Raw genomic sequence first — 26,742 nt, 5'->3', positions numbered from 1 at the left:
GGTCTAGCCTACGATCTGCAGGGTACTGGCCCCAGCACCAATTGGTTTGACCTGAATTTGGACCGGAATCCGTTCGTGAATTTCCTGAATATGGGAAATCAGCACCACTTTACGGCCCTGGCTTTGCAGCCGGTCGAGCGCATTCATGACCATATGTAGCGAGGCCGGATCGAGCGTCCCAAAGCCTTCATCAATAAACAGCGATTCCAGTTTCATGGAGCCGGAGGCCATATTGGCAATGGCCAGTGCCAGCGCCAGTGATACCAGGAAGGTTTCACCCCCCGATAAAGACAGTACCGGCCGGATTTCGCCATTCATGTCATGATCCAGAATCGCGAGGCCCAGACTGTTGGGAATACGTTGTAGCTGATAACGCGGCGCCAGTGGCTGCAGTTGCTGGTTGGCATGTTCCACCAGAATATCCAGATGATGTTCCTGGGCAATTTTCTGGAATTTGGTGCCTTCCTTGCTGCCAATTAAATCGGCAATCCGGCCCCAGCGATATTCTTCAGCCTGAATTTTTTCAATCTGGCTCTGGAATTTGGACAGTTGTGCCTGCGCCTGTTGCTGCATGCGTAACTGGGTTTCCAGCTGGTTAAACTGCTCCTGCAAGCTGTTTTTTTCTTGTTCCAGCTGTTCCAGTTGGGTAGTCACCTCATCATAGCTGGCAGTTGGTTGCTGGGCCTGATGCTGCTGGAATTGCTCCTGCAATACATCCAGCGCACTTTGTGCACTGAGCATGGCTTGCTGCTGTTGCTGGATGGCCTGACGCATGGCCTGCCAGCTGGCCAGATCAATACCCAGACACTGCTCAATCTTCTCGGCAGTGAATTGTGGATGCTGGCTTTGCCACTGCTGAATGTTGTGCTGTAGCTGCTGTACACTTTCCAGAAGCTGCTGCTGGCGTGTATGCAGGTCTTGCTGTTTCAGCTGCGCCTGCTGGAATTGCTGTTCCAGCTGACGGCAGTGCAGGTGTTGCTGTTCTACCTGCTGCTGGAGTTGTTGCTGCTGCTCTCGTAACAGCTGCTGCCAGGCTTTGCCGGTATCCAGCACCTGTCCAGCATGTTGCTGGCTGAGATCACGTACCTGCTGGCGCAACTGGCTGCCTTGAGTTTGTGCATGGGTAAGGTCATTGCTCAGCTGTTGCTGTTGCTGCTGATAGAACTGTAGTTGCTGTTCGCCGTCTTTGATCTGGCGCTGTAATTCCTGCTGCTGTTGCAGGCATTGCTCGCGCTGTTGCAGGTATTGAGTCCGGCTGCTCAGCAGGGCAATAAGAGTCTGACACATCTCGGCCTGGTTCGCCCATTGCGCTTGCTGGGCCGGTTCCAGTGCCTGGGTAACCGGTTCAATCAGTTGTTCCAGCTGCTGGAATTGCTGACAGAGTAACTGCAGGGACTGAATCTGTTGCTGCAAATGTTGCAGCTGCTGGGTCTGGCTTTTCAGCTGTTGCTGGCGAGTTTTTAGCTGCTGTAACTGCTGTTGCTGCTGATTTAGCTTGTGTTGCAGTGTGGTCTGCAAGGCGGTCAGATCGTGTGCTGTATCATCCAGCTGTGTGCTTGGGCTGAGCTTTTGAACCTGCTGCAGTTTCTGTTGCACACTGTCTTGAAGCTGGCTAGAGCGTAGCTGTTTCTGTTCCAGCAGGGTTTGCTGTTTGGAATGTTGCAATTGTAATTGCTGGAGCTGCTGCTGGCACTGCTGTTCCTGCTGCTGGGCCTGTTGTAACTGGGTGTCCTGCACCGACTGCAGTGCAGATTCCAGCAAATCCTGATGACTGACAAATGGATGCTCAGTACTACCGCAGACCATACACGGCTGTTCTGCTTGCAGCTGCTGACGCAACTCCTGCACACTTTGTGCCTGCAATAAACGCTGCTGGGCAAAAATCTGTTCCAGCTGTTCACGTGCCGTCTGGGCATTCCGGTAGTGCTGCTGTGCTTCAGTTTGCGCCTGTTGCAAGCTGCTTAGCTCGGCCTGAAGCTGGGTCATGTGCTGCTGTAATTGCTGCTGTTCCTGCTGCTCGTTCAGCATGTGTTGTAACAGGAACAGGGCTTGTTCCAGCTGTTGGCTGTGTTGCTGGTGCTGTACCTGCTGCTGTTCCAGTTCTGTTGCTTGCTGTTCCAGTTCAGCCAGTGAGCCGGCCTGCTGGAGCGCATCGGCCTGTTGCTGTTTTACATCATCTAGCTGCTGTTGCAGTTGAGCCAGTGAACTGTGTGCATGTACCGGCGCCTGCTGCTGTAGCTGTTGTTGCAGTTTCTGGAATTGCTGCAAGCGTTGCAGAATACTGTGTGGCTCACGGTCAAATACTGCCAGAAAGGCATGCTGGGCCGATTGCTGTTCCAGATGTTCTAATTGCGTATGCAACTGCTGTAAGTGCTGTTGCTGGCCGTGCTGCTGGGTGGTTAGTGGTGTAATTTTTTCATGTTGAATCTGTTTCAGCTGGGCATCGGCTTCTTTATAGCGCTGAATCAGATGCTCAATCTGGCCATCCAGCTGTAGTGCCTGTTCTAACACGGGTTGTAACTGTAGCTGTTCTTTCTGCTGTTGTTGCGCGCTGTGCTGCAATTGTTCCAGCTGCTGCTGTGCCTGCTGATGCTGCTGTTCACAGTGTTGAAATTCCGGCTGGAATTGCTCAAGTTGCTGCGCTAGTTGTTGCTGTTGCAACTGTTGCTGGCGCTGCTGCAGATACTGTTCACGGATTTCCTGAAACTGGTCCAGCTGCGCCAGCAGGTCACGCTGCGGCTGCATTTTCTGGTTGGCATCGACCTGCACCAGATAAAATTCTTTTTTGGCCTGAATTTCACTGTGCAGACGATGTTGCTGCTTGTACCAGCTTAAATCATTCAACAGCAGTTTTTCGCTTTGCAGTTTTTCATGCAGACTCAGTTTGCTCTGGGCATGCTGCTGTTGCACGGTTTGTAGCTGCTCATCACTAAGCAACTCAATATGCCCCATCAGTTGTTGTAACTGTTCTTTTTCGCTGCGAATCTGGCGGATTTTTTCAAAGGCTTTCTGACTGACCAGACTGAAAATATGGGAATTGGTCAGATATTCCAGCAAGTCGGCGCGGTCCTGATCTTTGGCCTTTAAAAACGCACCCACTTCAGACTGGGCCAGCAAGACGGCGCGGGTAAACTGCTCAAAACTCAGGCCAATCAGCTTTTCAACGGTCGGGGTGCATTCCGAAATTTTTTGGGTCAGCACGCGCTGATCTTCCACAGCAGTAATCGCGCGTTCGACTTTTAAATTGCCATCGACCTTGTTACGGGCGCGGCGCACTTCCCAGCGTGCCAGATAACGCTTTTGATCCAGCGCAATAAATTCCAGTTCGGCAAAGCCTTGGGTACAGCCCCGGCGCAGAATATTTTTAGAATCTTTAATCGAGATGCCCTGACCGCTGGCATCTTTAAGCGCCCCGGCAGCGCCGTTTAAGCGCGGAATCTGGTCATACAGCGCCAGACACATGGCATCGAGCAGGGTCGATTTCCCGGCCCCAGTTTTTCCGGTAATCGCAATCAGGCCGGCATGAGCCAGCGGTGCGCTTTCAAAGTTGATGTCCTGGGTGCCGGCAATAGAAGCCAGATTATTCAGACTTAAACGTAAAATTTTCATGTCTGATCCTTATGGCTGTTCTTGTTCAAGGCTATGCTGCGCTTCAATCAGCAGCTGCATAAAATCTCGCTCGACCGAGGCATCCGGCTGATAGCCCATTTTGCTCCACAACTGTTTGAATAAGCTGTCCGGTGTGGGCGGGGCCAGATCAATTTTGGACTGATCTGCGGCCTGATCTTCCTGTGGGGTGTAGACCCGGCAAATGCGTAACAGGCGATAGCGCTGTTCCGGTAAGGTTTGTTCAATCTGCTGGCGTAAATCGACCGGTGGTGGTACATCGGTGCTGTATTCAATTTCCAGATAATCACGCTGGCAGATGCGTTCCACCGTACCTTGCGGGAGGGCTTTCAGTTGCTGAAACACTTCATCCAGACTGCCGCGAATACGGTGCAGCTGTACACTGCGCGGAATCAGCAGTGAGTCCAGTTGCAGGCGCTGTTCGGGCGCAACCTGCGGGTCAATCTTGACCTCGAGCACCTGATGCTTGTACTGGATTTCACTAAAAGACAGCGGAATTGGCGAGCCGCTATAGCGGATATGTGAATGCTGGACTTTTTGTGGTTTATGCAGATGGCCCAGCGCGACGTAGTCAATCACATCATCAAACAGGGCAGTGGAAAGTGCTTCTTCATGACCAATAATGATCGGCCGTTCTGAATCTGAAGTTTCGCCGCCTTGCATATGCGCATGTGACATCAGGATTAATGCCTGATCTTCCGTTTTACGCCGTTTGGCTTCGGCAATCAGCTGCTGATGCAAATAGGCAATCGCATTCTGGGCGTTCTGGGTCTGCTCATTCAGTCCGGTAATTTCTGCGGTGCGCAAAAATGGCAGAGTCAGACACCAGGCAATAACTTTGTTTTCGGCATCATAAATTGGCACCAGTAAACGGTGGAGATCCAGCTGGTTGTCGGCATTGCGCTGAATCACCCCAACCGCCTTGGCCTTAAACTTGGCCAGCAACGGTTCCACCTGTTCAATGCGGTAGCCGGAGTCATGGTTGCCGGCAATCATCAGGGTCTGCATGTGCGGTGCAATGGCGTGGGCATCGGCCAGAAACTGGTACAGCTGGCGCTGCGCGCTGGAGGCCGGGTTAATCACATCAAAAATATCCCCGGCAATAAACAGGGCATTCGGCTGTTTTTCCTGGATTTGTTCTAATAACCAGTCTAAAAACTGTGCATGTTCATATTCACGATCGTGGTTATGGAAAAATTGCCCCAAATGCCAATCTGACGTATGAAAAAAATGCACTGCCATGTCATCAACCTGTTTTGCTTTAGGCAAGCATACTATAGCTGAGGGCGAAATTTAAAATTCTGTACCGATAGAAAACGCTAAGGTTTAATCTTTATTGTCCTGAAGATGAGTGCTGCTCACCAGCAAAGGCCAGACAAATAAAAGCCGACGATTCGAGTGATGATAAATCGTCGGCCAAATAAAAAGTGCGATGAACAAAGCATTTGGCTGCTATACAAAAACTTGATTCACATTCGCTTATTGCTTTAGCAAAGCTTCCCGAAAAATTTGTGGATGCCGTTACAAATTCGCCGGAGATGAAGCTTGTGCCCTATATAACGCCTGTTCGGGCACAACGGTTGACAGGATCATGCAAAAAAAATCAATTTTTTTTATACTAGTTGCTTATGGCTCAGGTAGACAGTTTAATGATTTCTCTAACACGTTATTTTCTCTGGTTTTTATTTTTCTGTCTGATCTTTACCTGTATCTGCGGGGTACTGGCTGCATTGTTACCGGCAGGTGTGGGCGGCATTTTAACCGCAGTGCCTTACTTGGTTGCCATGATCTGGGTGCTGTTTAAATTTTTAAAACAGCAGCAGCGCGCACCGTCTCAGGCCGAGCGTAAAAAGCTGACCTTGGGTTTTAGCCTGATTTTCTGGGGCTATAATCTGGCCTTTTTATTACTCGGCATCTGGATTTTTTCCCGTCAGAATCCAACCATCTGGCAGGATTTTCTGCTGTATTTACAGCAGCCGCAATTTTTAAGCGTGGTGGTGATTATGTGGTTATTAATTGCCATTCCGCTGTATCTGCTGACGTACTGGTTTTATGGCAAACAGGCGCAGCGGATGGCGGCGAAAATGTTTGGTTCATAGCATCAGGGCTAAATCATCTGACGTATTTTCCCTTCGCCTCATCTCGGGTAGGGGAATTGTTCCAATCTTAACTGGCCAGTGCAGCATGCTGTAAACGGGCCGGACTATAAGCCTCAGGAGATACATCCGGAGTCTGGCCCAATAGCAGTTGACGCAGCAAACGCGCAGAGGCTGGTGCCATACATAGACCATTACGGAAATGGCCAAAATTGGCCCACAGATTGTCAAACTCCGGCATTAAGCCAATATAGGGAATACCGCCGTCTGGTGAGCCCGGGCGTAAACCGGCCCATTGCTTGATAATAGGCAGGTCTTTTAAGGCCGGCACCATGGCATAACTGGCCTCCAGAATATGGGCCGTGGTATCGGCATTCAAACGGGTATCAAAGCCCTGTTCTGCCATACTGGAACCACAGACAATATGGCCGTCCTGACGCGGAATCAGATACATGACTTGATTCATGCACATGGTGGGCAGCCAGTTTTCTGGAGTTTTGAATAGCACCATCTGTCCATGCACCGGACGTACCGGAATCTGTACATCAAGCTGCTCGGCCCAGCGCGCTGACCAGGCCCCGGTGGTCAAGACATAGTCATCGGCCTGATAACGCTGTCCGGCCTGATCGACAATAGCGCATACCTGCTGACCGTGCAGCTCTAGGCGTTCAATCGGGCAGTGTTCAAACAGCTGCACCCGTGGATGCTGCTTTAAATAGCACAGAATTGACTGTAATAAACGCGGATTACGCACATTGGCCAGCTGCGGGAAATAGATGGCCTGCTGGAACTGTGCGGAAATATGCGGATTCAGCTGATGCAGTTCGGTACTGTGCAGATGCTCTGCCTGCTGCATCGGTTGCTGAAACAGCTCGGCGAAATTCAGACCGATGTCAAAATCGCTTTCATCAAAAATCAGCATACCGGTTTCATGGATCTGAAAATCAATACCGGTGTCAGGCTGAAGTTTAGCATTCCAGCGCAGATATTCAGTTTTGGCCGATTGCGCCAGCACATTTACCGCAGCCGGATAACGCCACGGATACATTGGAGAGAGAATACCACCACCGGCCCAGGAGGCTGCCTGACCGGATTGCTGCTGATCAAAAATACTGACCGAGCAGCCCTGTTCCAATAGCTCCAGCGCCGACATCAGTCCACTAATGCCGGCGCCAATCATGGCAATGTGCTTCATTGCAGTGGCAATATCCTTATTTCATGTCTTTGAGGTTGAGTGCGGCTTCTTCTGCAAAGTAGGTCCAAATGCCATCGGCACCGGCACGGCGGCAGCTCATCAGCGATTCAATGATCACGCTGTCGGATAACCAGCCATTTTGAATGGCAGCAGCCAGCATCGCGTATTCGCCACTGACCTGATAGACAAAAGTCGGCACAGCGAAGGTATCTTTGACTTCACGGACAATATCCAGATACGGCATACCCGGTTTGACAATCACCATGTCGGCGCCTTCCTGAATATCCAGCGCGATTTCATGCAGCGCTTCTGCACGGTTGCCAATATCCATCTGGTAATTGTATTTATTGCCGCCTTTTAAATTGCTGGCCGAGCCGACGGCATCCCGGAACGGGCCATAAAAGCTGGAAGCATATTTGGCCGAGTAAGCCATGATGTTGGTATAGATATGACCTTGTGCTTCCAGTGCCTGACGGATAGCACCAATACGGCCATCCATCATGTCACTTGGTGCCACCACATCGGCACCGGCTTCGGCATGGCTTAAGCATTGCTTGATTAAGGCTGCTACGGTTTCATCATTTAGCACATAACCGCTGTCATCAATAATGCCGTCTTGACCATGGGTGGTGTATGGATCGAGGGCGCCATCGGTAATCAGCACCATCTCCGGGAGTTCTTTTTTCAGTAAACGGACCGTGCTTTGTACCAGGCCATCTTCACGCCAGGCAGCTTCGGCGGTCAGGCTTTTATCTTCTTGTGGGGTGACCGGGAAAAGCGCCAGTTTAGACACACCCAGTTCCAGCAGGTGTTCGGCTTTTTTCAGCAGCAGATCAGCCGACAGGCGCTGAATATTAGGCATGCTCGGAATATCTTGGGTCTGGTTCTGACCGGGTAAAACAAATACTGGATAAATGAGATGATCAACCGTGAGCTGGGTTTCTCGCACCATGGCACGTAGCTGGTCATTTTTACGGATACGACGCATACGAGTGGCAGGAAATGCGGGACGATTGAACGTATAAGTCATAACAATCTCACTGATCAGTATTAAACTAGGCAATATTGTAGACCCATAAACAGGATTGTGGGGCAAAATACATGCGTTTTTTCTCAATTTAAGGTAATTGGCCAATTTATGAGCGATATGGCAAAAAAGTGGACCGGAGGCATTCATTTGGGTTCGAAAGTAGATATTGATGTCGTCTTACAGCAATTGTGTCAGGCCTTTAACAGTTCACCATTTTTCAAGCATAACGGTATGCAGATGCGCGTGGTGGATCAGCAGATTGAAGCCTATATCGAGATGCAGCCGCAGCTGATTGGCAATGTGGCTTTCCAGATTTTACATGGCGGGGTTGCTGCGACAATTCTGGACAGTGTGGGCGGGATTGTGGCGATGGGCGAGCTGTATAAGCGCACCGAGCCGGAGCAGTTGCCTGATACCATCAAGAAAGTGACCCGATTGGCCACGGTGGATATGCGGGTGGATTATCTGGCGCCGGGGCGAGGCAAATATTTTACGGCCCGTGCTGAAACCCTGCGTTTGGGCCGTAAAGGCTGTACCATGCGCATGACTCTGGTCAATGATGAACATAAAGCCATTGCCACCGCAATTGCGTCTTATGCCTATTAATCCAAATGGATTGATTGGCAGATAAAAAAAACAGGCTCAATCGGGCCTGTTTTTTTTATTTGGATCAGTCGCGGTGAATAGCGTAAAAATCAAGCTTGAGCGATTTCGCAGGGCGTGTGCCGTTTAAAGATCGGAACGGGCACGTTTTAGCGCCTGTTGCCATTTTTGCAAATGTGCCTGACGCTGATCTTCTCCCATGCCGGGTTCAAACGCGCGTTCCAGCTGCCAGTTATCAGCAATATCATTCAGGCTGTTAAACACCCCGGATTTAAGCCCGGCCATTGCCGCTGCGCCCCAGGCGGTGGATTCTCGCATTTGCGGCCTTAACACTGGCACATTGAGCAGATCGGCCTGAAACTGCATTAGCATATCATTACAGCTGGCGCCGCCATCGACCCGTAATTCTTTGAGCGGTTGCTGAATATCTGACTGCATCGCGCTGAGAACATCGGCCACCTGAAAGGCAATTGCTTCAAGCGCTGCCCGGGCGATATGGGCTTTGTGAGTGCCACGCGACATACCGCAGAGCAGGGCACGTGCATCACTGTCCCAATGCGGCGCACCTAGACCGGTAAAAGCCGGTACCAGCACCACGCCATCGGTATCGCGGACCTGACTGGCCAGCTGTTCGACCTCGGCACTCTGTTGAATGATGCCCAAACCATCGCGTAGCCATTGCACAATCGCACCAGCCATAAACACACTGCCTTCAAGCGCATAATGGGTCTGGTTCTGGCATTGCCAGGCCAAGGTGCTGAGCAGTTTATTCTGGCTGTATTGCAGTGTCGAACCGGTATTAAACAGCATAAAGCAGCCGGTGCCATAGGTGTTTTTGGCCATGCCCGGCTCAAAGCAGGACTGGCCGAACAGGGCAGATTGCTGATCGCCCAGAATGCCGCTGATTGGAAGTCGGGCGCCGAGTAAGCCGGCAGCGGTATCGGCCACATAATGGTCGGAACTGATGATTTTTGGTAAGACCGAAGCGGGAATCTGAAAAAGTTGCAGCAGCTCTTCATCCCAGCTTTGGGTCTGTAAATTCATGAGCATGGTGCGTGAGGCATTGCTGACTTCAATTACATGCTCGGCGCCTTGGGTCAGGTTCCAGATTAGCCAGCTATCGACGGTACCAAAGGCAACATGACCTTGCGCTGCCAGTTCGGCCAGACCGGGAATATGCTTAAGCAACCAGACCAGTTTGCCGGCACTAAAATAAGGGTCAATTAATAATCCGGTGGTCTGCTGTATTTTTTGTTGCAGTCCCTGTTGCAGCAGCTGATTACACCAGTCGGCTGCGCGCCGGTCTTGCCAGATGATGGCCGGCGCCAAGGGCTGGCCATTGCGTTTGTCCCAGACGATGGTGGTTTCCCGCTGGTTAGTGAGGCCAATGGCATGAATATCTTTGGCCAGAATCCGTGCGGACGCCAGCGCCTGTTGCACCACAGCCATCTGGCTGCTCCAGATTTCCTGGGCATCCTGTTCCACCCAGCCGGATTGCGGGGTGTTGATTTGGGTTTCGCGTTGCGCGCTAGCCTGAACCTGTCCATGTTCATTAAAAATAATCGCGCGACTTGAGGTCGTGCCCTGATCCAGGGCGAGTAAATAAGTCATAATTTATACTGTTATCTGACTTGAAATTTAAAATATTAGCGCAATTATGTTATTAAGCGCAGATCTTGCGGTGAATAGTTGTGAAATGATCTCGTAATTTTCAACTTTTATGCTATGATGGTGCTGTAGTCTGGGGGTGTTATTGGCTTCGACGCTGATGATGAAACTCATAGATGCATGCCGAGAGCGCATTTTCTCTCGTAAATCAAATTTGCATTTAAATAGTCGCAAACGACGAAACTTACGCTCTAGCTGCCTAAGGGCCGCTTGTCCGCTTCACTGAATACTTGTGGTCAGTGAACCCGACCGAAGCGAACGCACACAAGTCCGTATAGAGCCAAGCCTCGGGGCTTTATACCAAATTTAGAGGATCGCACTTTGAACCCTGTTCGTCGGGTCTTAAAGTGTTAAAACAATAGACGATATCTAAGCATGTAGTATTCTCGAGCGTAGTGTTGGCGGACGCGGGTTCAACTCCCGCCACCTCCACCAAAATTCTTTCCGAAGTAATCCATCGGAATCTAAAAAAGCCTTTAAACTCAATGTTTAAAGGCTTTTTTTATTGGCTATATTGTCCGACCCCGTCCTAAGCTGTTTGACCCTATTTTTGCTTTCTGGGGGTCAAAATTGGGACAATTTGACCCACTAAATAAGTTTAATTATGTGGGACAAAGATATGTCGCTTACTGATGTGCTGTGTAAAAAAGCATTACCGAAGGAAAAACAGTACCGCCTTTCTGATAGTAACGGTCTGTCTTTACGAATCGATCCGAATGGCAAAAAATATTGGTCTATCCGATATACGGAGAATGGACAAAGGAAGTCCAAAGCATTAGGTGTATATCCTGAGCTGAGTTTAAAGCGTGCAAGAGAGATAGCGCTTGATCTGAGGTATAAACTTAAGAATACAGTTGAGGTCGAAGAAGAGCAGCCTTGCTTTAAGGAGGTCGCAGAGGATTGGTTTAATAATCAAAAAGAAACCTGGTCATCTAAGCATATTAGTAATGTTAGAGCTTCATTGGATGAGCTTTATATTGCTCTTGCTAATAAGCGTATTAACCAGATTCAGGCTCCTGAGATTCTGCAAATCATTAAGAAGATTGAGGCAAGAGGTTCGCTTGAAATTGCAAAACGTACCTTGTCTCGCTGTGGTATGGTCATGAAGTATGCCATTGCCCATGGATACCGCTATGATAATCCGGCAAGTGATTTAGTCTATGCCCTCAAGAATAAAAGAATTAAAAACCTGGCTTCGCTTTCTGCCTCTGAGATGCCTGAATTTCTTAGACGTATTAAGGCTTATCCTGCCGATGCTCAAACACACCATGCCATTGTCCTGATTATGCTGACAGGCGTTCGGGTCAGTGAGTTACTGCAAGCACGTTGGGAAGAGTTTGATTTGGAGGGGCGTAAGTGGGATATTCCTGAAGAGCGAATGAAGAACCGACTTCCACATCGTGTACCGTTGACGGACATGATGATTACTGAGTTAAAGGCTTTGAGGCTTACTCATAATCAGGAACTGCTATTTCCACATCGTTTAAACAATAGAGAACCGATGCGTAGCGAGTCTATTTTGGCTGTGATCAAACGTTCGGGCTATGCCGGTCGGATGACCACACATGGTTTTAGATCTCTATTCAGTACAGTTGTAAATGAATCTAATTTATTCAATCCAGATGCAATCGAACGTCAGTTAGCTCATGTACCACAGAACCGTATTCGCTCTGCATATAACCGAGCGCAATATTGGGATGAGCGGGTGAGATTGATGGAGTGGTATGAGGGGGAAGTGAAGGATTGGCTGAATTAAATGACTAAAAAAAACACAAAAACCACGCTAAAAAGCGTGGTTTTTTTTCATCGTTATAGCTGAAACCTAAGTACATAAAACGTCTTAATAGTTTCTAAATAGGGGTTTAATTTTTAAAATATAGGGTTTAAAAGTAGGTGAATAGGGTATAACAGTTTTTACTTTATTTAGATTGGAGAAAGAAAGCTTGAAAAATAAGGGTTAGAAGTGTTAATTTTTAACTATTATCTAAAAATACTAGAAGATTCTAATCATGAGTGAATCAGACTTTCAATTTTTTAGGGAGCTTCCTGAAATTGGGCAACTAGAAAAACTGAGTGATAAAGAAATTTTTGGATTTTTGAAACGTTACTATACGGATAGCTATCGGCATTCAATTACTCAAAATAGGAAAATTCATAAAGGCATATTTCGGGAAACTATCGAAACTTTAGAAAGACTGTATGAGCGTTTAGAGTTAGTTGAAAAATTTATTGGTTATCAAAAAGTAGATTGGGAAGATGCCTGCCTTTCAAAAAATGAGTTGAGAAAAAAGCAGATAGTTGATTTTTATAATGGTCTAGTAGTAGATGTTGCACTTATGAAATTAGCAACTCCATACTACAAGTTGCCAGAAAAAATTTATGCTTTCATTAATTTTTTAGATAAAGAAGGATCATGTATCTTCAGAAGTGAGATTCAATCTGACAAGTGGAAAGTTGAAGACTTTCCTCATGAGGACGCCTTTGAAACGATTGATCAATATAAGCAGTATTTAAAAAAGCAAAAAAACTACAAATTTAATTTCGATCAAGATAAAGGCGATGAGATTGCGCGTGAAATTTTGGATGTGCTACATGGCGCTAAGAAGATTAGACAAGCGCTTGTGCTGGTAAAATTTCAGGTACAAGATTTCTCTGATAACGAGATTAAAAATCTAACTCAAACTAGTCAAGTAGATCATAGATTAGCTACAACTTCGGTCGAAAGAAAAACACACTTGTTAGTAAATGAGTTAAATTATCTTGAGCTAGGAACCCATTTACCTTGGTTATCTATCCTTAAAAAAGGTGAGATAGAGCTTAATGGTGAAGTTCGATTAATGTTTGGATTTATTCTAGACAGTTCGACACATCAAATAGATACCAATCAAATCAAGGAATCATTACATCGTGAGTTAGATAAATTTTTTTATGGTAGTAAGATTGCTGCTTTTGTTCGGTCGGAAATTATTGCTATTGATCAAATTCTTGATCACTTAGGTGTAAAAGAAATAAAAGAATTCAAACTCCCTAATCGAAAAAAATTAGCTCTTATGTTGAAGTGGTTTGTGGGATTGTTTTATGGAATGGAAAAGATTATTAGTCCTGATAATTACACGTTCGAGAGTGAATTAGTTGATACGCCTATAAGTCTAATTACAAGAAAAGCTGATTGTCGTTTAAAAGATCGAAATGATAAGAGAAAGTCAAAAAGACAAGAAAAGGATGATCTAGAGAAAAAACCATATGATTTTAATTCAATCTGGGATGATGCCAGTTTAGTTAAACGTGCTCCAGAATATGCGAAGTCTATACACAAATTTTATGAGATGCTGAAATATTTTGATGAGTTGGATGCACAGCAAATAAAACTATTGCAAAGGGTTAATTTGTTCCTGGCCTATTTGGAGCATACATATATTGACAGTTTATCAACTTCTCTATCGATCAACCAAGATCCCTCTAAATGGCCCTGTGCAGCTAGGATGTATTTAGCCTTATTGGATAACGAAATTGATATTAATTTTTCTATATGGGCATCTAATTGGACTCTCTACAATACTTTTTCGCTTCCGTTAAGTTTAAATAATTCATCATTAACGTATGACTTACACGATATAAATCTGGCGGAAGTAACAAATCTAATAGCGCCAGAGCTAAAGCTAATCAAACAGCGCCATATCTCAATTCCCCGAAGCAGATTAGCTTATATGGAAATGCTAGTGCAAAAAAACACGAGATCAGCACAGTGTTATTTAGAGACAAGTTTTAAAGAGAACACGATTTTATTACGCTTTAAAATTGATAATAGCCAGAGTCGATTAGATATCAATACCTTGAAGACAATTGTTACTCAATTTTTTAAGAAAGCGAAACGTGCACCAAAGAGTATAGGGGCATATTTAGACGCTTATATCGGATATTTTGTTTTTAAACATGGCAGCTATTCTATTGACTGTACAGCTATTTGTTACCTTCGTTCGGACGTTGTTCCTGATGAGGTAAAATTAAAATTTAAGGATTATTGGGGTGAATTTACTAAGAGGTACAATGCCAAAAAGATAATTGATAGAAATTTGCCGGACTTGAACATAATCCCTACATTATGGTTTAAAGAAGGTGAATCGGACTATTTAGTTGTGAATAAAGAAGATAAACGGCTTATTTCCCAGGTGAGAAATGATCTAGTGAACTTCTATACTACGTATGAATATTTCCATAAATATAAAAGCACAAGCCATCGCAATCAAAAAAGACCAGAGCTATTTTTGAGGGGTAGAATTAAAGAAGCTATACCTAAAAAAACAGATGAAAAGAATACTCCACAAGATGAAGTGAGTACGCCTGAAAATGAAAAAAGCGTAAATGAAATCAATGAAAATTCATCTCAAGAGGGGGCGAATATGCGGGCTGATATTCAAGAGAGTAGGGGAGAAAGACTAGCACGGTTACTACTACCTCTATAGTAAGTTAGTCTGATAAATACCTGATATCACGCCTGCTTTTAGACAAAAAAGTCATTGCTTCACCATCTGATGAGAAAATCTATATACGAATTAGGAACATATCTGCGAAGTACTATTCAGTTAAATTTCTGCGTTTGTCTTCCTAACTACTTACCGCATAACTTTTTTTTATCCAAAGATATCAGTAATGGATTAATAATTAATAGATTTAGCAAATTTGATCATTGGAGACTACTCAATTAGGTGAGTATCAGAAGGGAAATCTATAGGCCATAGCTCAATCTTTGCAGGTTAATTAAGATTATTAAATACAATTAAATACAACTAATTAAATACAACTAAATATATCTATATGGAGACTAATCATTAGACTATTCATAGAGTTGTATACCTGACTAGATTCAACCTAAAAATTATATTCATACAGTTTAACCCTCTCATATGGAGCTATTTCCAGATTGAGTATTGAACATGAGTAAGCCAATTAATGAATCTAAACTAACCATCCAACTTGAAGTCGTCACTGAGCTATGGATTAGAGCTCATCGTAGACCGCATGATTTCTATTTAGAATTTGCTGAGCTTCTGACGGAATTAGATCAAGTGTACATACGGTCTTACGACTACTTCGGATATATCAATGCATGGTGTAATTGGTTGGAAGAGAATGACATTGCGGGTCTAAGGTTAGATGAACTCATTGAAGAGCTTAAAAGAAAATCATTTGCTGAGTATCAGCGATATTTTAAGAGTTATCAATCTGAACATCGAAGAGCTTTAAGACGTCATCGTGAAAATGAGACACGGAATATTCGATCACTAGAAAGGAAAGCTAGGAATGCTGTAGAGCGTTATTCAAAGACCGAGGTTGTTCGTATTGATTTGGGATACATTAAAAAATATCAACACTTGATCAATATTGCTGATTTTTATGAGGATATGAAAGAGCTAAGAGCACAGATGAGCAAGCGGGAAAAGCCATTTAATGACCTGATAGATTTTGGTTGGGCCTTAGAGCAAGGAGTAGATAAGGGTTATCATTGTCATTTGGTACTGTTTTTTAATGGGCACGTTAAGCAGGATGGATGGGGTATTGCTCATCAAGTCGGAAAGGAATGGAAGAAAATCACAGGCAAGTTAGGATCATTTTTTAACTGTCATGATCCTGAACAGATCCAAGAGTACACAGAGTTGGGTATTTTAGGTATTGGTCGAATTCACAGAAATAATCCTACTGAAGTGGAAAAGATGATTAATGCTGTACGCTATTTAGTACGGCCTGAAAAAGATGCGCAACATCTGCGTGTGAAATGCAAAGCAAAGATGCGGACATTTCAATGATTTGAAAATAATCTCAGATATACATTATCTAGATGAAAACGAGTTTTTTAACTTTGCAAGGCTTGCCAATCGGTGAGCCTTTGTCATTTCTAGAGGTATATATTATGAGTTTAAATTGTCCTTATTGTTTTTCGGATCAGGTTATTCAAGTGGTTAATCAGCAGGTGAGTGGATCTGATTCTACAGGTATAGCAGCATCTGCTTCGTTTGCCACCATCGGTGCATCTATTTCAAAGGGTTTGCCATTGCCTGTATCCCCATTCATTGGTGGTATCGCTGGTGCAGTCATTGGCGGCTTATTTAGCAGCGTGTTTGATGAGCCTAAAAAGCCGATCACTATGACCTATTACCATTGCAACCACTGTCAGCAGAACTTTCGTTGAATCATCATAGGAGATAAGAACGATGGCACATCAAATCGAACAAATCGCCTATGTTGGCGAAACCCCTTGGCATGGTCTGGGTAATCAGCTGAGTCCGAATCAACCACTCGAAGTTTGGGCACAGCAAGCTGGGATGGACTGGCGGATTGAATCCTCGAACGTCAGCTATATGGCACAGAATGAGCGTGGTCAGAGCATCATCATGCCATTTGAAGAGCAGCGTGTCTTGTATCGTTCAGATACCCATGCACCTTTATCTGTAGTCAGTCAGCGTTATCAGGAAGTTCAGCCTAAAGAGATTCTGGAGTTCTACCGGGATCTGACTGAGCAATCTGGCTTTGAGTTAGAAACCGCAGGGGTTTTGAAAGGCGGGAAGAAGTTCTGGGCTTTGGCACGTACAGGTCAAAGTTCCGCTTTAAAGTCTAAGGATGTCAGTAATGGTTATATCCTGCTGGCTACTGCGTGTGATGGCACCTTGGCAACGACAGCACAGTTCACCAGTATCCGGGTGGTCTGTAACAACACTTTAGCTATTGCGCTACGTGGGCAGAGCAGTAGTGCTGGAGTGGTGAAGGTCCCACATAGTACCAAGTTTGACGCAGAGAAAGTGAAACAGCAATTGGGTATTTCAGTGCGTGCATGGGATGAGCACATGTATGAGATGAAACAGCTCACGCAGCGTAAGGTGAGTCAACAGGAAGCCAAGGCTTACTTTGATGCCGTGTTCAATAACAGCACCATGTCAATTTCTGATCCTGAAGAAAACATCATTCAGTTCTATCGTAATGTCGCACAGCAAGTTCAGGAGAAAAAGCCTGAACCGAATGGTCGCGCCATGAATAAAGCTTTGGAGATGTTCAATGGTCAAGGTCGTGGTGCTGAATTGTCATCAGCTAAAGATACGGCTTATGGTTTACTGTGTTCGATTACAGAATTTGTGGATCATGAACGACGTGCCATGAGTACAGATCACCGTCTTGATTCAGCCTGGTTCGGTGCAGGTGCAGGTGTGAAGCAACGAGGATTGGAGCAAGCACTTGCTTTGATCGCCTGAAATTAATTGACTCACTTATGTCGAAATCAAGTTACCCCAAACAAATGCTAGTCAGAGCACTCATGTAACCCTCTCAATTAAAACAGCAAGCAAATCGCCATACCCGACCTCGTGTCGGGTATGGCTTTTTTATGCATTTCTTTTACAGAGATCAGAACTTATAAGGATAATTCCATGAATCAAATTGTATCTATTTCCCATCAGCCTACGACTGTAGGATCAAAGATCGTAGTCAATCCAACTATCACCACTAAACGCTCAACAGTAGCCAAGCGACTGGTCAACACCAAAGGGATGGAATATCAGGATTGGCTTGAAGTTCGTAAACAAGGCATTGGCAGCAGTGATGCAGCAACAGCATGTGGCTTAAATCCCTACATGTCCATGTTAGAGCTTTGGCTGATCAAAACAGGTCGTCAGACTCAATCTATTGAAGATGAAAGTTCAGGTGTGGCACCGTTGTATTGGGGTAAGCAGCTGGAACCTTTGGTGGCAGAGTTCTATAGCATGCACACCCATAACAAGGTGCGACGGATCAATGCAGTACTTCAGCATCCTGATCCCGATAAACACTTTATGTTAGCCAATCTGGATTACAGCGTGGTCGGCAGTGATGACGTTCAGATCCTGGAATGTAAAACAGCAGGTGAGCATGGAGCAAAATTGTGGCGTGATGGTGTGCCTTTATATGTGCTTTGTCAGGTACAACATCAACTGGCAGTGACTGGTAAACAGGCAGCGCATGTTTGTGTCTTGATCTGTGGGCATGAAACCAAGATCTTCAAAGTGACACGATCAGAATCCGTGATTGAACATATTGTTCAAGCAGAACGATATTTCTGGGAATGCGTGGAAAAGGATACACCACCATCAGTCGATGCAAGTGAATCCGCAGCTAAAGCGATTCAACAACTTTATCCAGCGCATGTACCTTTAACCGTAGAGGATCTCTCGCAAAATGAAAATGCCAATTTGATTTTCGACCAGCTCATCAAAATGAAGGAAGAGATTCAGCATCAGCAGGAACGCTTTGACCAGCTTAAACATGAAATCCAGATGATGATGCAAGACAAGGAAAGGGCAGTCTTTGCAAATGGCTCAGTAGTCTGGAAGAAAACTAAGGACTCTATCAGCCTCAATACCAAAGCATTGCTTCAGCACCAGCCTGAACTCATCGAGCTTTATCCACTTGAAAAGCAGGGCAGTCGTCGATTTAACATCTATACCGACTAAGTCCTATCTACAGCACCAAATCAAAAATTCACAAAAATCGCTCCCCGCTCTCTACCCTTCGGTAGAGAGCAAATCGGTCGCGATCTCTGTAGCACTTTATCTGGCTCTACATTCTTTGGGTAACTTATTTGGTCCTTGTTCCGACCTACATACATAGACTCAAATTTGTAAGGTAATACATTAAGGAATATCAACATGATTAAAGGTTTAGCAATTACCCCACCAATCCTGGGACGGATCAGTATCGGTCGTATGATCGAAAAGAATGGCAAGCGATTGCCTGAAAAAGATGATCAATTCACCATTACGTCCCAGATTCAAAGCAAAGAAGGCTGGGTTAAACATCCACTGGATGATCAGCTTCGAGCGAATACGCCTAATCAAAAGTTGCGCTCCATCCCTGTTCGCATGATCTTCAATGATCCTGACTTAAACCTACGTGCAGAATACACCTTATTTGACCGTCAGACCGGTCGTCCCGTCTGTGTCGGTAATGGGGAAACCTGCCAACGTTTAACCAATCAAGGCGTGGAGCAACATCCCTGTCCATCCCCTGATTTATGTCCATTGGCTCAAGGGGGGAACTGCAAGCCCTACGGGCGTTTGCATGTGAACTTAGATGAATCGGATGAGTTTGGCACCTTCATCTTTAGAACTACAGGCTTTAATAGTATTCGAACTTTGGCTGCACGGCTCAGTTATTACCATGCGGCCTCAAATGGCTTGTTGTCATGTCTACCCTTGCAATTGATATTGCGGGGCAAGAGTACGACACAGAGTTATCGTCAGCCGGTGTATTACGTGGATTTAACTTTAAGGGAAGGGATTAGCTTGAATGAAGCGATTATTCAGGCGAAGCAAATTGATGAGCAGAGTAAGCAGGCAGGGTTTTATCAGGAAGCTTTAGACTTTACCGCAAGGAAGGGTTTTGGGAATGGAAGAATGGAGGTCGATATGGAAGAAGGTTTGGATGTGGTTGAGGAGTTTTATCAGCCTGTCGGAGACCAGCAGATCGAGGAGACTCAGACTGCATTTGATATCCAACAGGGATTGAAAGGATCTGTGACGGCTTTGAATTAAATCAGACAAGGTAAAACCTTACGAGATTGCCGTATCTCATGAGCGAGTTGCTCGAAATCATGAGATAGGAGTAAACATCATGAATGCATTTGTAGGTCAAACTTTTCAAATGAATCAACTGATCAGTATCAAGCAAGTCATGGAATTTGTTGGAGTGGGGCGTTCTACTATCTATGAGATGATGGATGAAAACTCACCTTATTACGATCCTTCATTCCCAAAGAAAGTTAAAATTACTCAAAATCGTATCGGCTGGTCAGCTTATGAGATCCATCAATGGATTGAAAGTAAGTTGGCGAATCGAGAGTAAGGGACGCTCTTAGCTCCCTTATTTTTTTGTTTTCTTGTAGACTGAAAGTGTCTTTTAGCCTAAGTGTCCGTAATGAAAACAATAGAATACTACAATAAGCATGCAGAAGAATTTACAGCTTCAACGTTTGAAGTTGATATGGAAAGCCTATACCAGCCTTTTTTAGTATTTTTACCTGAATCAGCGAAAATCTTAGATGTAGGTTGCGGGACAGGGCGCGATACTTTAGCTTTTAAGAATAAAGGCTATCACGTTGATGCAATCGACTACTCAGAAGAACTTGTTAAAAAGGCGGCGGAACTTACTGGTATTCAAGTGAAGTACCAAAGCTTTTATGACTTAAGTGAAGTGGCTGTTTATGACGGTATTTGGGCATGCGCGTCTCTGCTTCATTGTGAGCGCAATCGATTAGCTGAAGTTCTTCAAAAAACGCTTCGAGCGTTAAAGCCTCATGGCGTAATCTATATGTCATTTAAATATGGGGATTCAGACCGAGAGAAAGATGGTCGAGAGTTTACCGATTTGAATGAATGCCAAGCGGAAGAGTTACTCGAAAAATTTTCTCATGTCAGTTTGGTTCATCAGTGGATCACGGTTGATAAAAGACCTGAGCGAGAAGAGCAGTGGTTAAACCTGCTTTGGAAGAAAAATGATTAATTGCAGTCCGACAGCTCAAGAGCAACTTAAATTCCTTAAAAATATCCAACTGATTTTGCAGTCAGGTAGCTTTAGCAGTACCTATAAGTTTGCCTTGCTGATAAGCCTTAGTCGATTGGCGATTGAAAAAGGTGAGAATAGTGGCGAGCAATTGGTGCTTGAGTACATTGACATTGCTGAGACGTTTATCGAACTGTATTGGAAACAGGCTGTGCCATATACTTTCAATGACGAAGGGCAACTGATCTTAAATCAAAATAATGGTAAGCAAGCAGCAATCGTCAATCAAATTATTGAGCTAAGACAGATTTATTCATCTCTTGGATTATTGAGGCGAAATTCCGTTGTTTGGTCCAAGTTGGTTAAAGATGTGGCTCGTACCGTAAAAGAGATGCCGGTACGTTATCTGCAAAACATCAATGGGCAAAATTTCGAGTTTTTATATCAATTTGAGCAATCTAAGCAACAGCTGACTTTACTACCCCAAGCCATGTTTTGTTTACGCCAGTTTAGCGAGATTATTGAAGAGCTATGTCAAAAGCGATGGATTGATTACATTCGAAAAAACAGTAGTAATGCACCCATCTTAAATAAACTCCCAAACCTTGAACAGTTTATGTTTGAGCCAACTCGAAATCAATTGAATGCTGTGGCAAATATCTTGGTCGAATTGCAAGAATATAAATGCTTCTACTGTAATAAGGTAATGAAAAAAGGCAATTATGCAGTCGATCATTTTATTCCTTGGTCAATATACCCATCTGATACAGGGCATAACTTTGTGTTAGCAGATTCAAGTTGTAATTCTAAGAAAAGTAATTTGCTTGCATCAAATGAGTTCCTGCATAAGTGGCAAGAACGGAATGAAGAACATAATTTGATTATTGTGGATCAGATATCTGTACTAGGTTTTTTGACGGATAAAGAGAGGTCGCATAAGGTGGCGGAATGGGCTTATGAGCAGGGCAAAGCGAACAATTATTTAATGTGGAATGGATAATTTATCAAGGTGTGATTTTTTTTATTACTGATGGTTGATAGACTGCATCTCATATTGAATTTATTTACATTGTATTATCATGAACGCAGTTGAAATTGAAGCAGCCGTATCCGAGCTCGCAGAAAAACCTTTTGATGCTCAAGAGTTTGCTTTTGATTTTTTAAGAGCATTTGGTAATAAAGAAACAACAATAAAAAAACTTCGAGCAGGTCAAAGCAACTCATCAGATATTCAAAATGGTGTATTGCAGCGTAACCATATTCATATTGCCGTATGCGACCAAGACAAAGTATCTGAAGTCTTCAAGAGTTTACGAGAAAGTAAGGCAACAGAGAAAGCAAAAGCCAAGTTCATTCTTGCTACTGATGGTTTGAATTTACAAGCTGAAGACCTGATCTCTGGTGAGACTATTAGTTCAGCATTCCATGCTTTTGCAGAACATTTTGGTTTTTTCTTACCTCTGGCTGGTATTGCTACTATTCGAGAGATTAAAGATAACCCGATTGATGTACGTGCAACAGGCCGATTAAATAAGCTTTATATTGAGCTTTTAAAAGAGAATCCCGATTGGGCAACTGAAGAACGTCGCCAAGACATGAATCATTTCATGGCACGTTTAATTTTTTGTTTCTTTGCAGAAGATACAGAAATATTTCAGCCAGGTGGTATCTTCACGCAAACAATTGAGCAAATGTCAGAGCGTGATTCAAGTAATACCCATGAAGTCATCAGCACTCTGTTTCATGCAATGAATGTAGATCATTCAGCGCGTGATACTACTAAATTACCTGTATGGGCGAAAAAATTCCCGTATGTAAATGGCGGTTTATTCTCTGGTAGTACTGAGGTTCCTAAATTTTCGAAGATTGCCCGTACTTATTTACTACATGCTGGTGAGTTGAATTGGCAAAAGATTAATCCCGATATTTTTGGTTCAATGATTCAGGCTGTTACCAATGATGACGAGCGTGGTTCTTTGGGCATGCATTACACCAGTGTGCCAAACATCTTAAAGGTTTTAAATCCTTTATTTTTAGATGATTTAAATGAACAATTAGAAGCATCAAAGGAAAGTCCTTTAAAACTGCTCAATTTACGTAAACGTATTGCACGTATTCGTGTTTTTGACCCTGCATGTGGCTCGGGAAATTTCCTTGTTATTGCGTACAAAGAGCTACGTAAAATTGAGGCTCAAATTAATGAGCTTCGCAATGAAGGTGGACGTGCGACTGATATTCCATTAACGAATTTCCGTGGTATTGAGATTAATAGTTTTCCTGCTGAAATTGCACGTTTAGCATTGGTGATTGCTGAGTATCAATCAAATGTTCAGTACTGTGGACAGATTGAGGCACTACAAACAGTGTTGCCACTTTCTAAAGAGAATTGGATTATTTGTGGGAATGCTTTACGTTTGGATTGGTTAAGTATTTGTCCGCCAACAGGTAACACTGTGAAAGTTGTTGCCGATGATTTATTTGAAACTCCATTAGAGCAGACTGAAATTGACTTTGAGAATGAAGGTGGGGAAACCTATATTTGTGGTAATCCACCTTATTTAGGCTCAACTTGGCAAAGTAAAGATCAAAAAGATGATCTTGAAAAATTATTCAAAGATCATACCAAAAATTGGAAGCTTCTAGACTATGTATCTGGATGGTTCTTTAAAGCTGGCTATTATTGTAAACAAGGTAAAGCAAGCTTTGCTTTTGTAACGACCAATTCAATTAACCAAGGCCAAATAGTACCAATCCTTTGGCCAATTTTGTTTAATTTAGAATTGGAAATTATTTTTGCTTATGACTCTTTTAAATGGGCTAATTTAGCTAGCCATAATGCTGGAGTTATTGTCTCTATCTTAGGTGTCAGTAAAAAAACTAGCTCATTTAAAAAAATTTATACTTTAGATTCAAATAACGAGTTTGAAGTCAAACAGGTTAAAAATATTAATGCTTATTTAGTTGGTTCTGAAAATGTAATTGTAGAGAAAAGATCTAAACCATTTAGTCTTCTTCCTGATATGACTTTTGGTAATAAGCCTGTAGATTCAGGTTACTTATTCATGAGCTATTCAGAGATACAAGATTTAATCATGCAAAATCATCAATCAAAAAAATATATCCGAAAGTTTTATGGTTCAGCTGAATATATAAAAGGATTAGGCCGTTACTGCTTATGGATTGATGATCATAATGTAGTTGATGCTAAAGAGATTGATTTTATTTCTGAAAGATTGAAACGAGTTCGTAAATTTAGGTTGGAAAGCACTAAGCAACAGACTGTTGAGTCAGCTGAATTTGCCCATAAGTTTGGTGAGGTGAGGCAAAAAGGTAATGAATCAATATTAATTATTCCTCGTGTTTCCTCTGAAAATAGAAATTATCTACCTATAGGTTTTTTGGAGAAAGGAACAATTGTTGGTGATTCTGCATTTGCTCTTTTTAATGCTCCACTATGGACATTAAGTTTAATTGCATCTTTACTTCATTTAGTTTGGATTAAAACTGTGTGTGGTAAATTAAAAACAGACTTTAGATACTCTAATACAATGGGATGGAATACTTTCCCCATACCAAAATTAACTGAAAAAAATAAAGCAGATTTAACACGCTGTGCTGAAAATATTTTATTGGCTCGGGAAGCGCATTTCCCTGCAACAATTGCGGATCTCTATGATCCAGAAAAAATGCCAGAGAACCTACGTCAAGCACATGAAGAAAATGATGAGGTGCTAGAGCGTATCTATATAGGTCGTCGCTTTAAAAATGACACAGAGCGCTTAGAAAAACTATTTTCAATGTATACAGAAATGACTTCAAAACAAGCTGGGAAGAAAAAAGCATGACAACTTCAGAAAATCCAACCAATCAACGAACTGTCCCTGCTGTTTCTATTAAAACGGCTTGTACAGGAGCATCAAATAAAGCCAATGAACTCGGCATGCGTCCAATGCAGGAACGTGCTTATGATAAACGTGGTGAACAATACCTACTAATTAAATCACCACCAGCGTCAGGTAAATCACGAGCATTGATGTTTATTGCTTTAGATAAATTAGCCAATCAAGGGATTCAGCAAGCACTTATTGTGGTGCCTGAGCGTTCTATTGGCAGTAGCTTTGCAGATGAAGAATTAACGAAGTATGGCTTCTGGGCAGATTGGAAAGTACAACCGCATTGGAACCTATGTAATGCTCCAAATGCTGACGATGAAAAAGTTGCAAAGTCAAAAGTAAAAGCAGTAGGTGAATTCTTAGCAGGTGAAGACAAAGTATTGGTGTGTACGCATGCAACATTCCGCTTTGCAGTAGAAGAACTTGGTGTTGAAGCATTTGATAATCGACTGATTGCAATTGATGAATTTCATCATGTAAGTAGTAATCCAGATAATAAATTAGGTGCTCAACTCAGTCAGTTTATGGAACGAGACAAAGCGCATATTGTCGCAATGACAGGCTCATACTTCCGTGGCGATTCTGAAGCAGTTTTATCACCAACCGATGAAAATAAGTTTGAGACTGTTACTTATACTTATTACGAGCAATTGAACGGTTATACCTATTTAAAAGCATTAGATATTGGATATTTTTTCTATACTGGGAAATACACTGATGCTGTTATGAAAGTCTTAGATCCTGACCTTAAGACCATTATACATATTCCTAATGTGAATTCTCGAGAAAGCACCAAAATTGGTAAACATCTTGAAGTTGAACATATCATGGATGCAATGGGGACTTGGAAAGGCGTTGATGATGAAACAGGTTTCCATTTAATCGAAATCACAACTGAGATGGGCAATAAGCGTATTTTAAAAGTCGCTGATCTTGTTGATGATAGTGATGCTGCAAAACGCTCTAAAGTACTGACAGCACTGAAAGATCCCACACAACGATTTAACCGTGATCATGTTGATATCATCATTGCATTAGGCATGGCGAAAGAGGGCTTTGACTGGATTTGGTGTGAGCATGCTTTAACGATTGGTTATCGTAGTAGCTTAACTGAGATTGTTCAGATCATTGGTCGTGCTACTCGAGATGCTGAAGGAAAACACCGTGCCAAATTTACTAACTTAATTGCTGAACCAGACGCTTCTGAAAAACTCGTTGTCGAAGCTGTCAATGATATGCTGAAAGCCATTGCTGCCAGTTTGTTGATGGAGCAAGTCTTAGCGCCTCGTTTTGAATTTACGCCTAAAGATCAGGGTGCATTAGATGGCTTTGATTATGGCAAAGATGGTTATCAAAAAGGTAAAACAAACGTTGGTATTAATGATAAGACAGGACAAGTCCATGTCGAAATTAATGGCCTAAAAAAACCAGAATCTGAAGAAGCTAATCGTATTTGTAAAGAAGATTTGAACGAAATTATTACGGCTTTTGTTCAAAATAAATCTGCTATTGAACGTGGCCTCTTTGACCAAGAAAATGTCGTACCTGAAGAATTAACGCAGTTAGCACTGGGTAAAATTGTTCAGGAAAAATATCCAGAATTAGAGCCTGAAGATCAAGAAGCAGTAAGACAGCATGCAATTGCAGCATTCAACTTGATTCAACAAGCGAAAAAAGAACTTGAACAAGCTCAACAAACGCTTGGAGGTACAACAGCTGGCTCTGGCGGAGCTGGAAATCCAGATGATAAACCTGAATCTAATATAGCGTTTATTCAGGGTGTTAAACGCTTTATGAATGTACGTGATTTGGATATTGATTTGATTGATCACATTAATCCATTTGAATCAGCTTATGCCGTACTTTCTAAAGCCATGGATGAAGCGATCTTAAGACAAGTCCAAGCGCATATTTCAGCTAAACGTATCAACCTAAGCCCTGAAGAGGCAAAAGAATTAGCAATCCGAGCTGTGCAGTTTAAAAAAGAGCGAGGCCGTTTGCCTGATATTAACTCTCAAGATGCTTGGGAAAAACGTATGGCTGAAGGTGTTGCAGCCTTTGCTCGATTCAAGGCACAAGAAAAAGCAAAAGCTAGTTCTTAATCAGGAA

Annotated in this window: 19 protein-coding genes and 1 other RNA gene; 15 read left to right on the top strand and 5 right to left on the bottom strand. The window is 43.4% G+C overall.

Going from position 1 to position 26,742, the window contains the following annotated elements; genetic code table 11:
* Nucleotides 1-3: 3 nt before the first annotated feature.
* Together VF685_RS03650 and VF685_RS03645 are read right to left on the bottom strand one after the other, a co-directional pair.
* The gene (locus VF685_RS03650) at nt 4-3,609 is read right to left on the bottom strand and encodes an AAA family ATPase (protein WP_286385459.1); all 3,606 of its coding nucleotides are present in this window, start codon (nt 3,607-3,609) and stop codon (nt 4-6) included.
* A 9-nt stretch (nt 3,610-3,618) separates the two neighbouring features.
* Complete coding sequence (locus tag VF685_RS03645; protein ID WP_286385457.1) at nt 3,619-4,869, bottom strand: exonuclease SbcCD subunit D C-terminal domain-containing protein; 1,251 nt, start codon at nt 4,867-4,869, stop codon at nt 3,619-3,621.
* 407 nt (nt 4,870-5,276) lie between these two features.
* Between VF685_RS03645 and VF685_RS03640 the strand changes: the two genes are divergently transcribed.
* Nucleotides 5,277-5,726, top strand: a complete 450-nt coding sequence (locus VF685_RS03640; RefSeq protein WP_034598225.1) for an ABZJ_00895 family protein — start codon at nt 5,277-5,279, stop codon at nt 5,724-5,726.
* 67 nt (nt 5,727-5,793) lie between these two features.
* On the opposite strand, the gene thiO is transcribed toward VF685_RS03640, so the two are convergent.
* Both thiO and hemB read right to left on the bottom strand, forming a co-directional pair.
* Entirely contained in the window at nt 5,794-6,918 is a 1,125-nt protein-coding gene (gene thiO, locus VF685_RS03635) for a glycine oxidase ThiO (RefSeq protein ID WP_180192405.1), read from the bottom strand.
* 16 nt (nt 6,919-6,934) lie between these two features.
* On the bottom strand, nt 6,935-7,948 hold the full coding sequence (gene hemB, locus VF685_RS03630; protein WP_180192406.1) for a porphobilinogen synthase: 1,014 nt from the start codon (nt 7,946-7,948) through the stop codon (nt 6,935-6,937).
* Nucleotides 7,949-8,056: 108 nt separating this feature from the next.
* Here hemB and VF685_RS03625 point away from each other — a divergent pair, with 108 nt between their 5' ends.
* Nucleotides 8,057-8,554 carry a thioesterase family protein gene (locus tag VF685_RS03625; protein ID WP_034597877.1) on the top strand — a complete coding sequence of 166 codons (498 nt, stop codon included), beginning with the start codon at nt 8,057-8,059 and terminating at the stop codon, nt 8,552-8,554.
* Between the two features lie 123 nt (nt 8,555-8,677).
* Here VF685_RS03625 and glpK read toward each other — a convergent pair whose 3' ends face one another.
* On the bottom strand, nt 8,678-10,162 hold the full coding sequence (gene glpK / locus VF685_RS03620; protein ID WP_127800529.1) for a glycerol kinase GlpK: 1,485 nt from the start codon (nt 10,160-10,162) through the stop codon (nt 8,678-8,680).
* 132 nt (nt 10,163-10,294) lie between these two features.
* Between glpK and ssrA the strand changes: the two genes are divergently transcribed.
* From ssrA to VF685_RS03555, 13 genes are all read left to right on the top strand, one after another.
* Nucleotides 10,295-10,654, top strand: a transfer-messenger RNA (tmRNA) gene (ssrA, locus tag VF685_RS03615).
* A 184-nt stretch (nt 10,655-10,838) separates the two neighbouring features.
* Complete coding sequence (locus VF685_RS03610; protein ID WP_163170358.1) at nt 10,839-11,975, top strand: tyrosine-type recombinase/integrase; 1,137 nt, start codon at nt 10,839-10,841, stop codon at nt 11,973-11,975.
* Nucleotides 11,976-12,228: 253 nt separating this feature from the next.
* On the top strand, nt 12,229-14,682 hold the full coding sequence (locus tag VF685_RS03605) for a hypothetical protein (protein ID WP_440203553.1): 2,454 nt from the start codon (nt 12,229-12,231) through the stop codon (nt 14,680-14,682).
* Between the two features lie 471 nt (nt 14,683-15,153).
* On the top strand, nt 15,154-16,023 hold the full coding sequence (locus VF685_RS03600; protein WP_163170356.1) for a YagK/YfjJ domain-containing protein: 870 nt from the start codon (nt 15,154-15,156) through the stop codon (nt 16,021-16,023).
* A gap of 104 nt (nt 16,024-16,127) precedes the next feature.
* Entirely contained in the window at nt 16,128-16,406 is a 279-nt protein-coding gene (locus tag VF685_RS03595; protein WP_180048202.1) for a hypothetical protein, read from the top strand.
* Between the two features lie 22 nt (nt 16,407-16,428).
* The gene (locus VF685_RS03590) at nt 16,429-17,460 is read left to right on the top strand and encodes a DUF932 domain-containing protein (protein ID WP_163170354.1); all 1,032 of its coding nucleotides are present in this window, start codon (nt 16,429-16,431) and stop codon (nt 17,458-17,460) included.
* Between the two features lie 174 nt (nt 17,461-17,634).
* Nucleotides 17,635-18,693, top strand: coding sequence for a YqaJ viral recombinase family protein (locus tag VF685_RS03585; RefSeq protein ID WP_440203552.1), 1,059 nt, complete (start codon nt 17,635-17,637; stop codon nt 18,691-18,693).
* Nucleotides 18,694-18,888: 195 nt separating this feature from the next.
* On the top strand, nt 18,889-19,773 hold the full coding sequence (locus tag VF685_RS03580; protein ID WP_440203551.1) for a recombination directionality factor: 885 nt from the start codon (nt 18,889-18,891) through the stop codon (nt 19,771-19,773).
* Nucleotides 19,774-19,852: 79 nt separating this feature from the next.
* Entirely contained in the window at nt 19,853-20,083 is a 231-nt protein-coding gene (locus VF685_RS03575; protein WP_005027433.1) for a helix-turn-helix transcriptional regulator, read from the top strand.
* Nucleotides 20,084-20,155: 72 nt separating this feature from the next.
* A complete protein-coding gene (locus VF685_RS03570; protein ID WP_180048198.1) occupies nt 20,156-20,740 on the top strand; it encodes a class I SAM-dependent methyltransferase in 585 nt (194 codons plus the stop codon).
* Nucleotides 20,733-21,740, top strand: coding sequence for an HNH endonuclease (locus VF685_RS03565; RefSeq protein WP_440203550.1), 1,008 nt, complete (start codon nt 20,733-20,735; stop codon nt 21,738-21,740). The genes VF685_RS03570 and VF685_RS03565 overlap by 8 nt, the downstream gene beginning before the upstream one ends.
* A gap of 79 nt (nt 21,741-21,819) precedes the next feature.
* Nucleotides 21,820-24,585, top strand: a complete 2,766-nt coding sequence (locus tag VF685_RS03560) for a class I SAM-dependent DNA methyltransferase (RefSeq protein ID WP_440203549.1) — start codon at nt 21,820-21,822, stop codon at nt 24,583-24,585.
* Nucleotides 24,582-26,735, top strand: coding sequence for a DEAD/DEAH box helicase (locus VF685_RS03555; RefSeq protein WP_440203548.1), 2,154 nt, complete (start codon nt 24,582-24,584; stop codon nt 26,733-26,735). The genes VF685_RS03560 and VF685_RS03555 overlap by 4 nt, the downstream gene beginning before the upstream one ends.
* Nucleotides 26,736-26,742: the final 7 nt, after the last annotated feature.

Origin of the sequence: Acinetobacter sp. Brlt_5 (assembly GCF_051949055.1) — a bacterium.
Lineage (GTDB): Bacteria > Pseudomonadota > Gammaproteobacteria > Pseudomonadales > Moraxellaceae > Acinetobacter > Acinetobacter indicus.
Note: the sequence above shows the minus strand (reverse complement) of the source record. Positions and strands in the feature narration are given on the sequence as shown.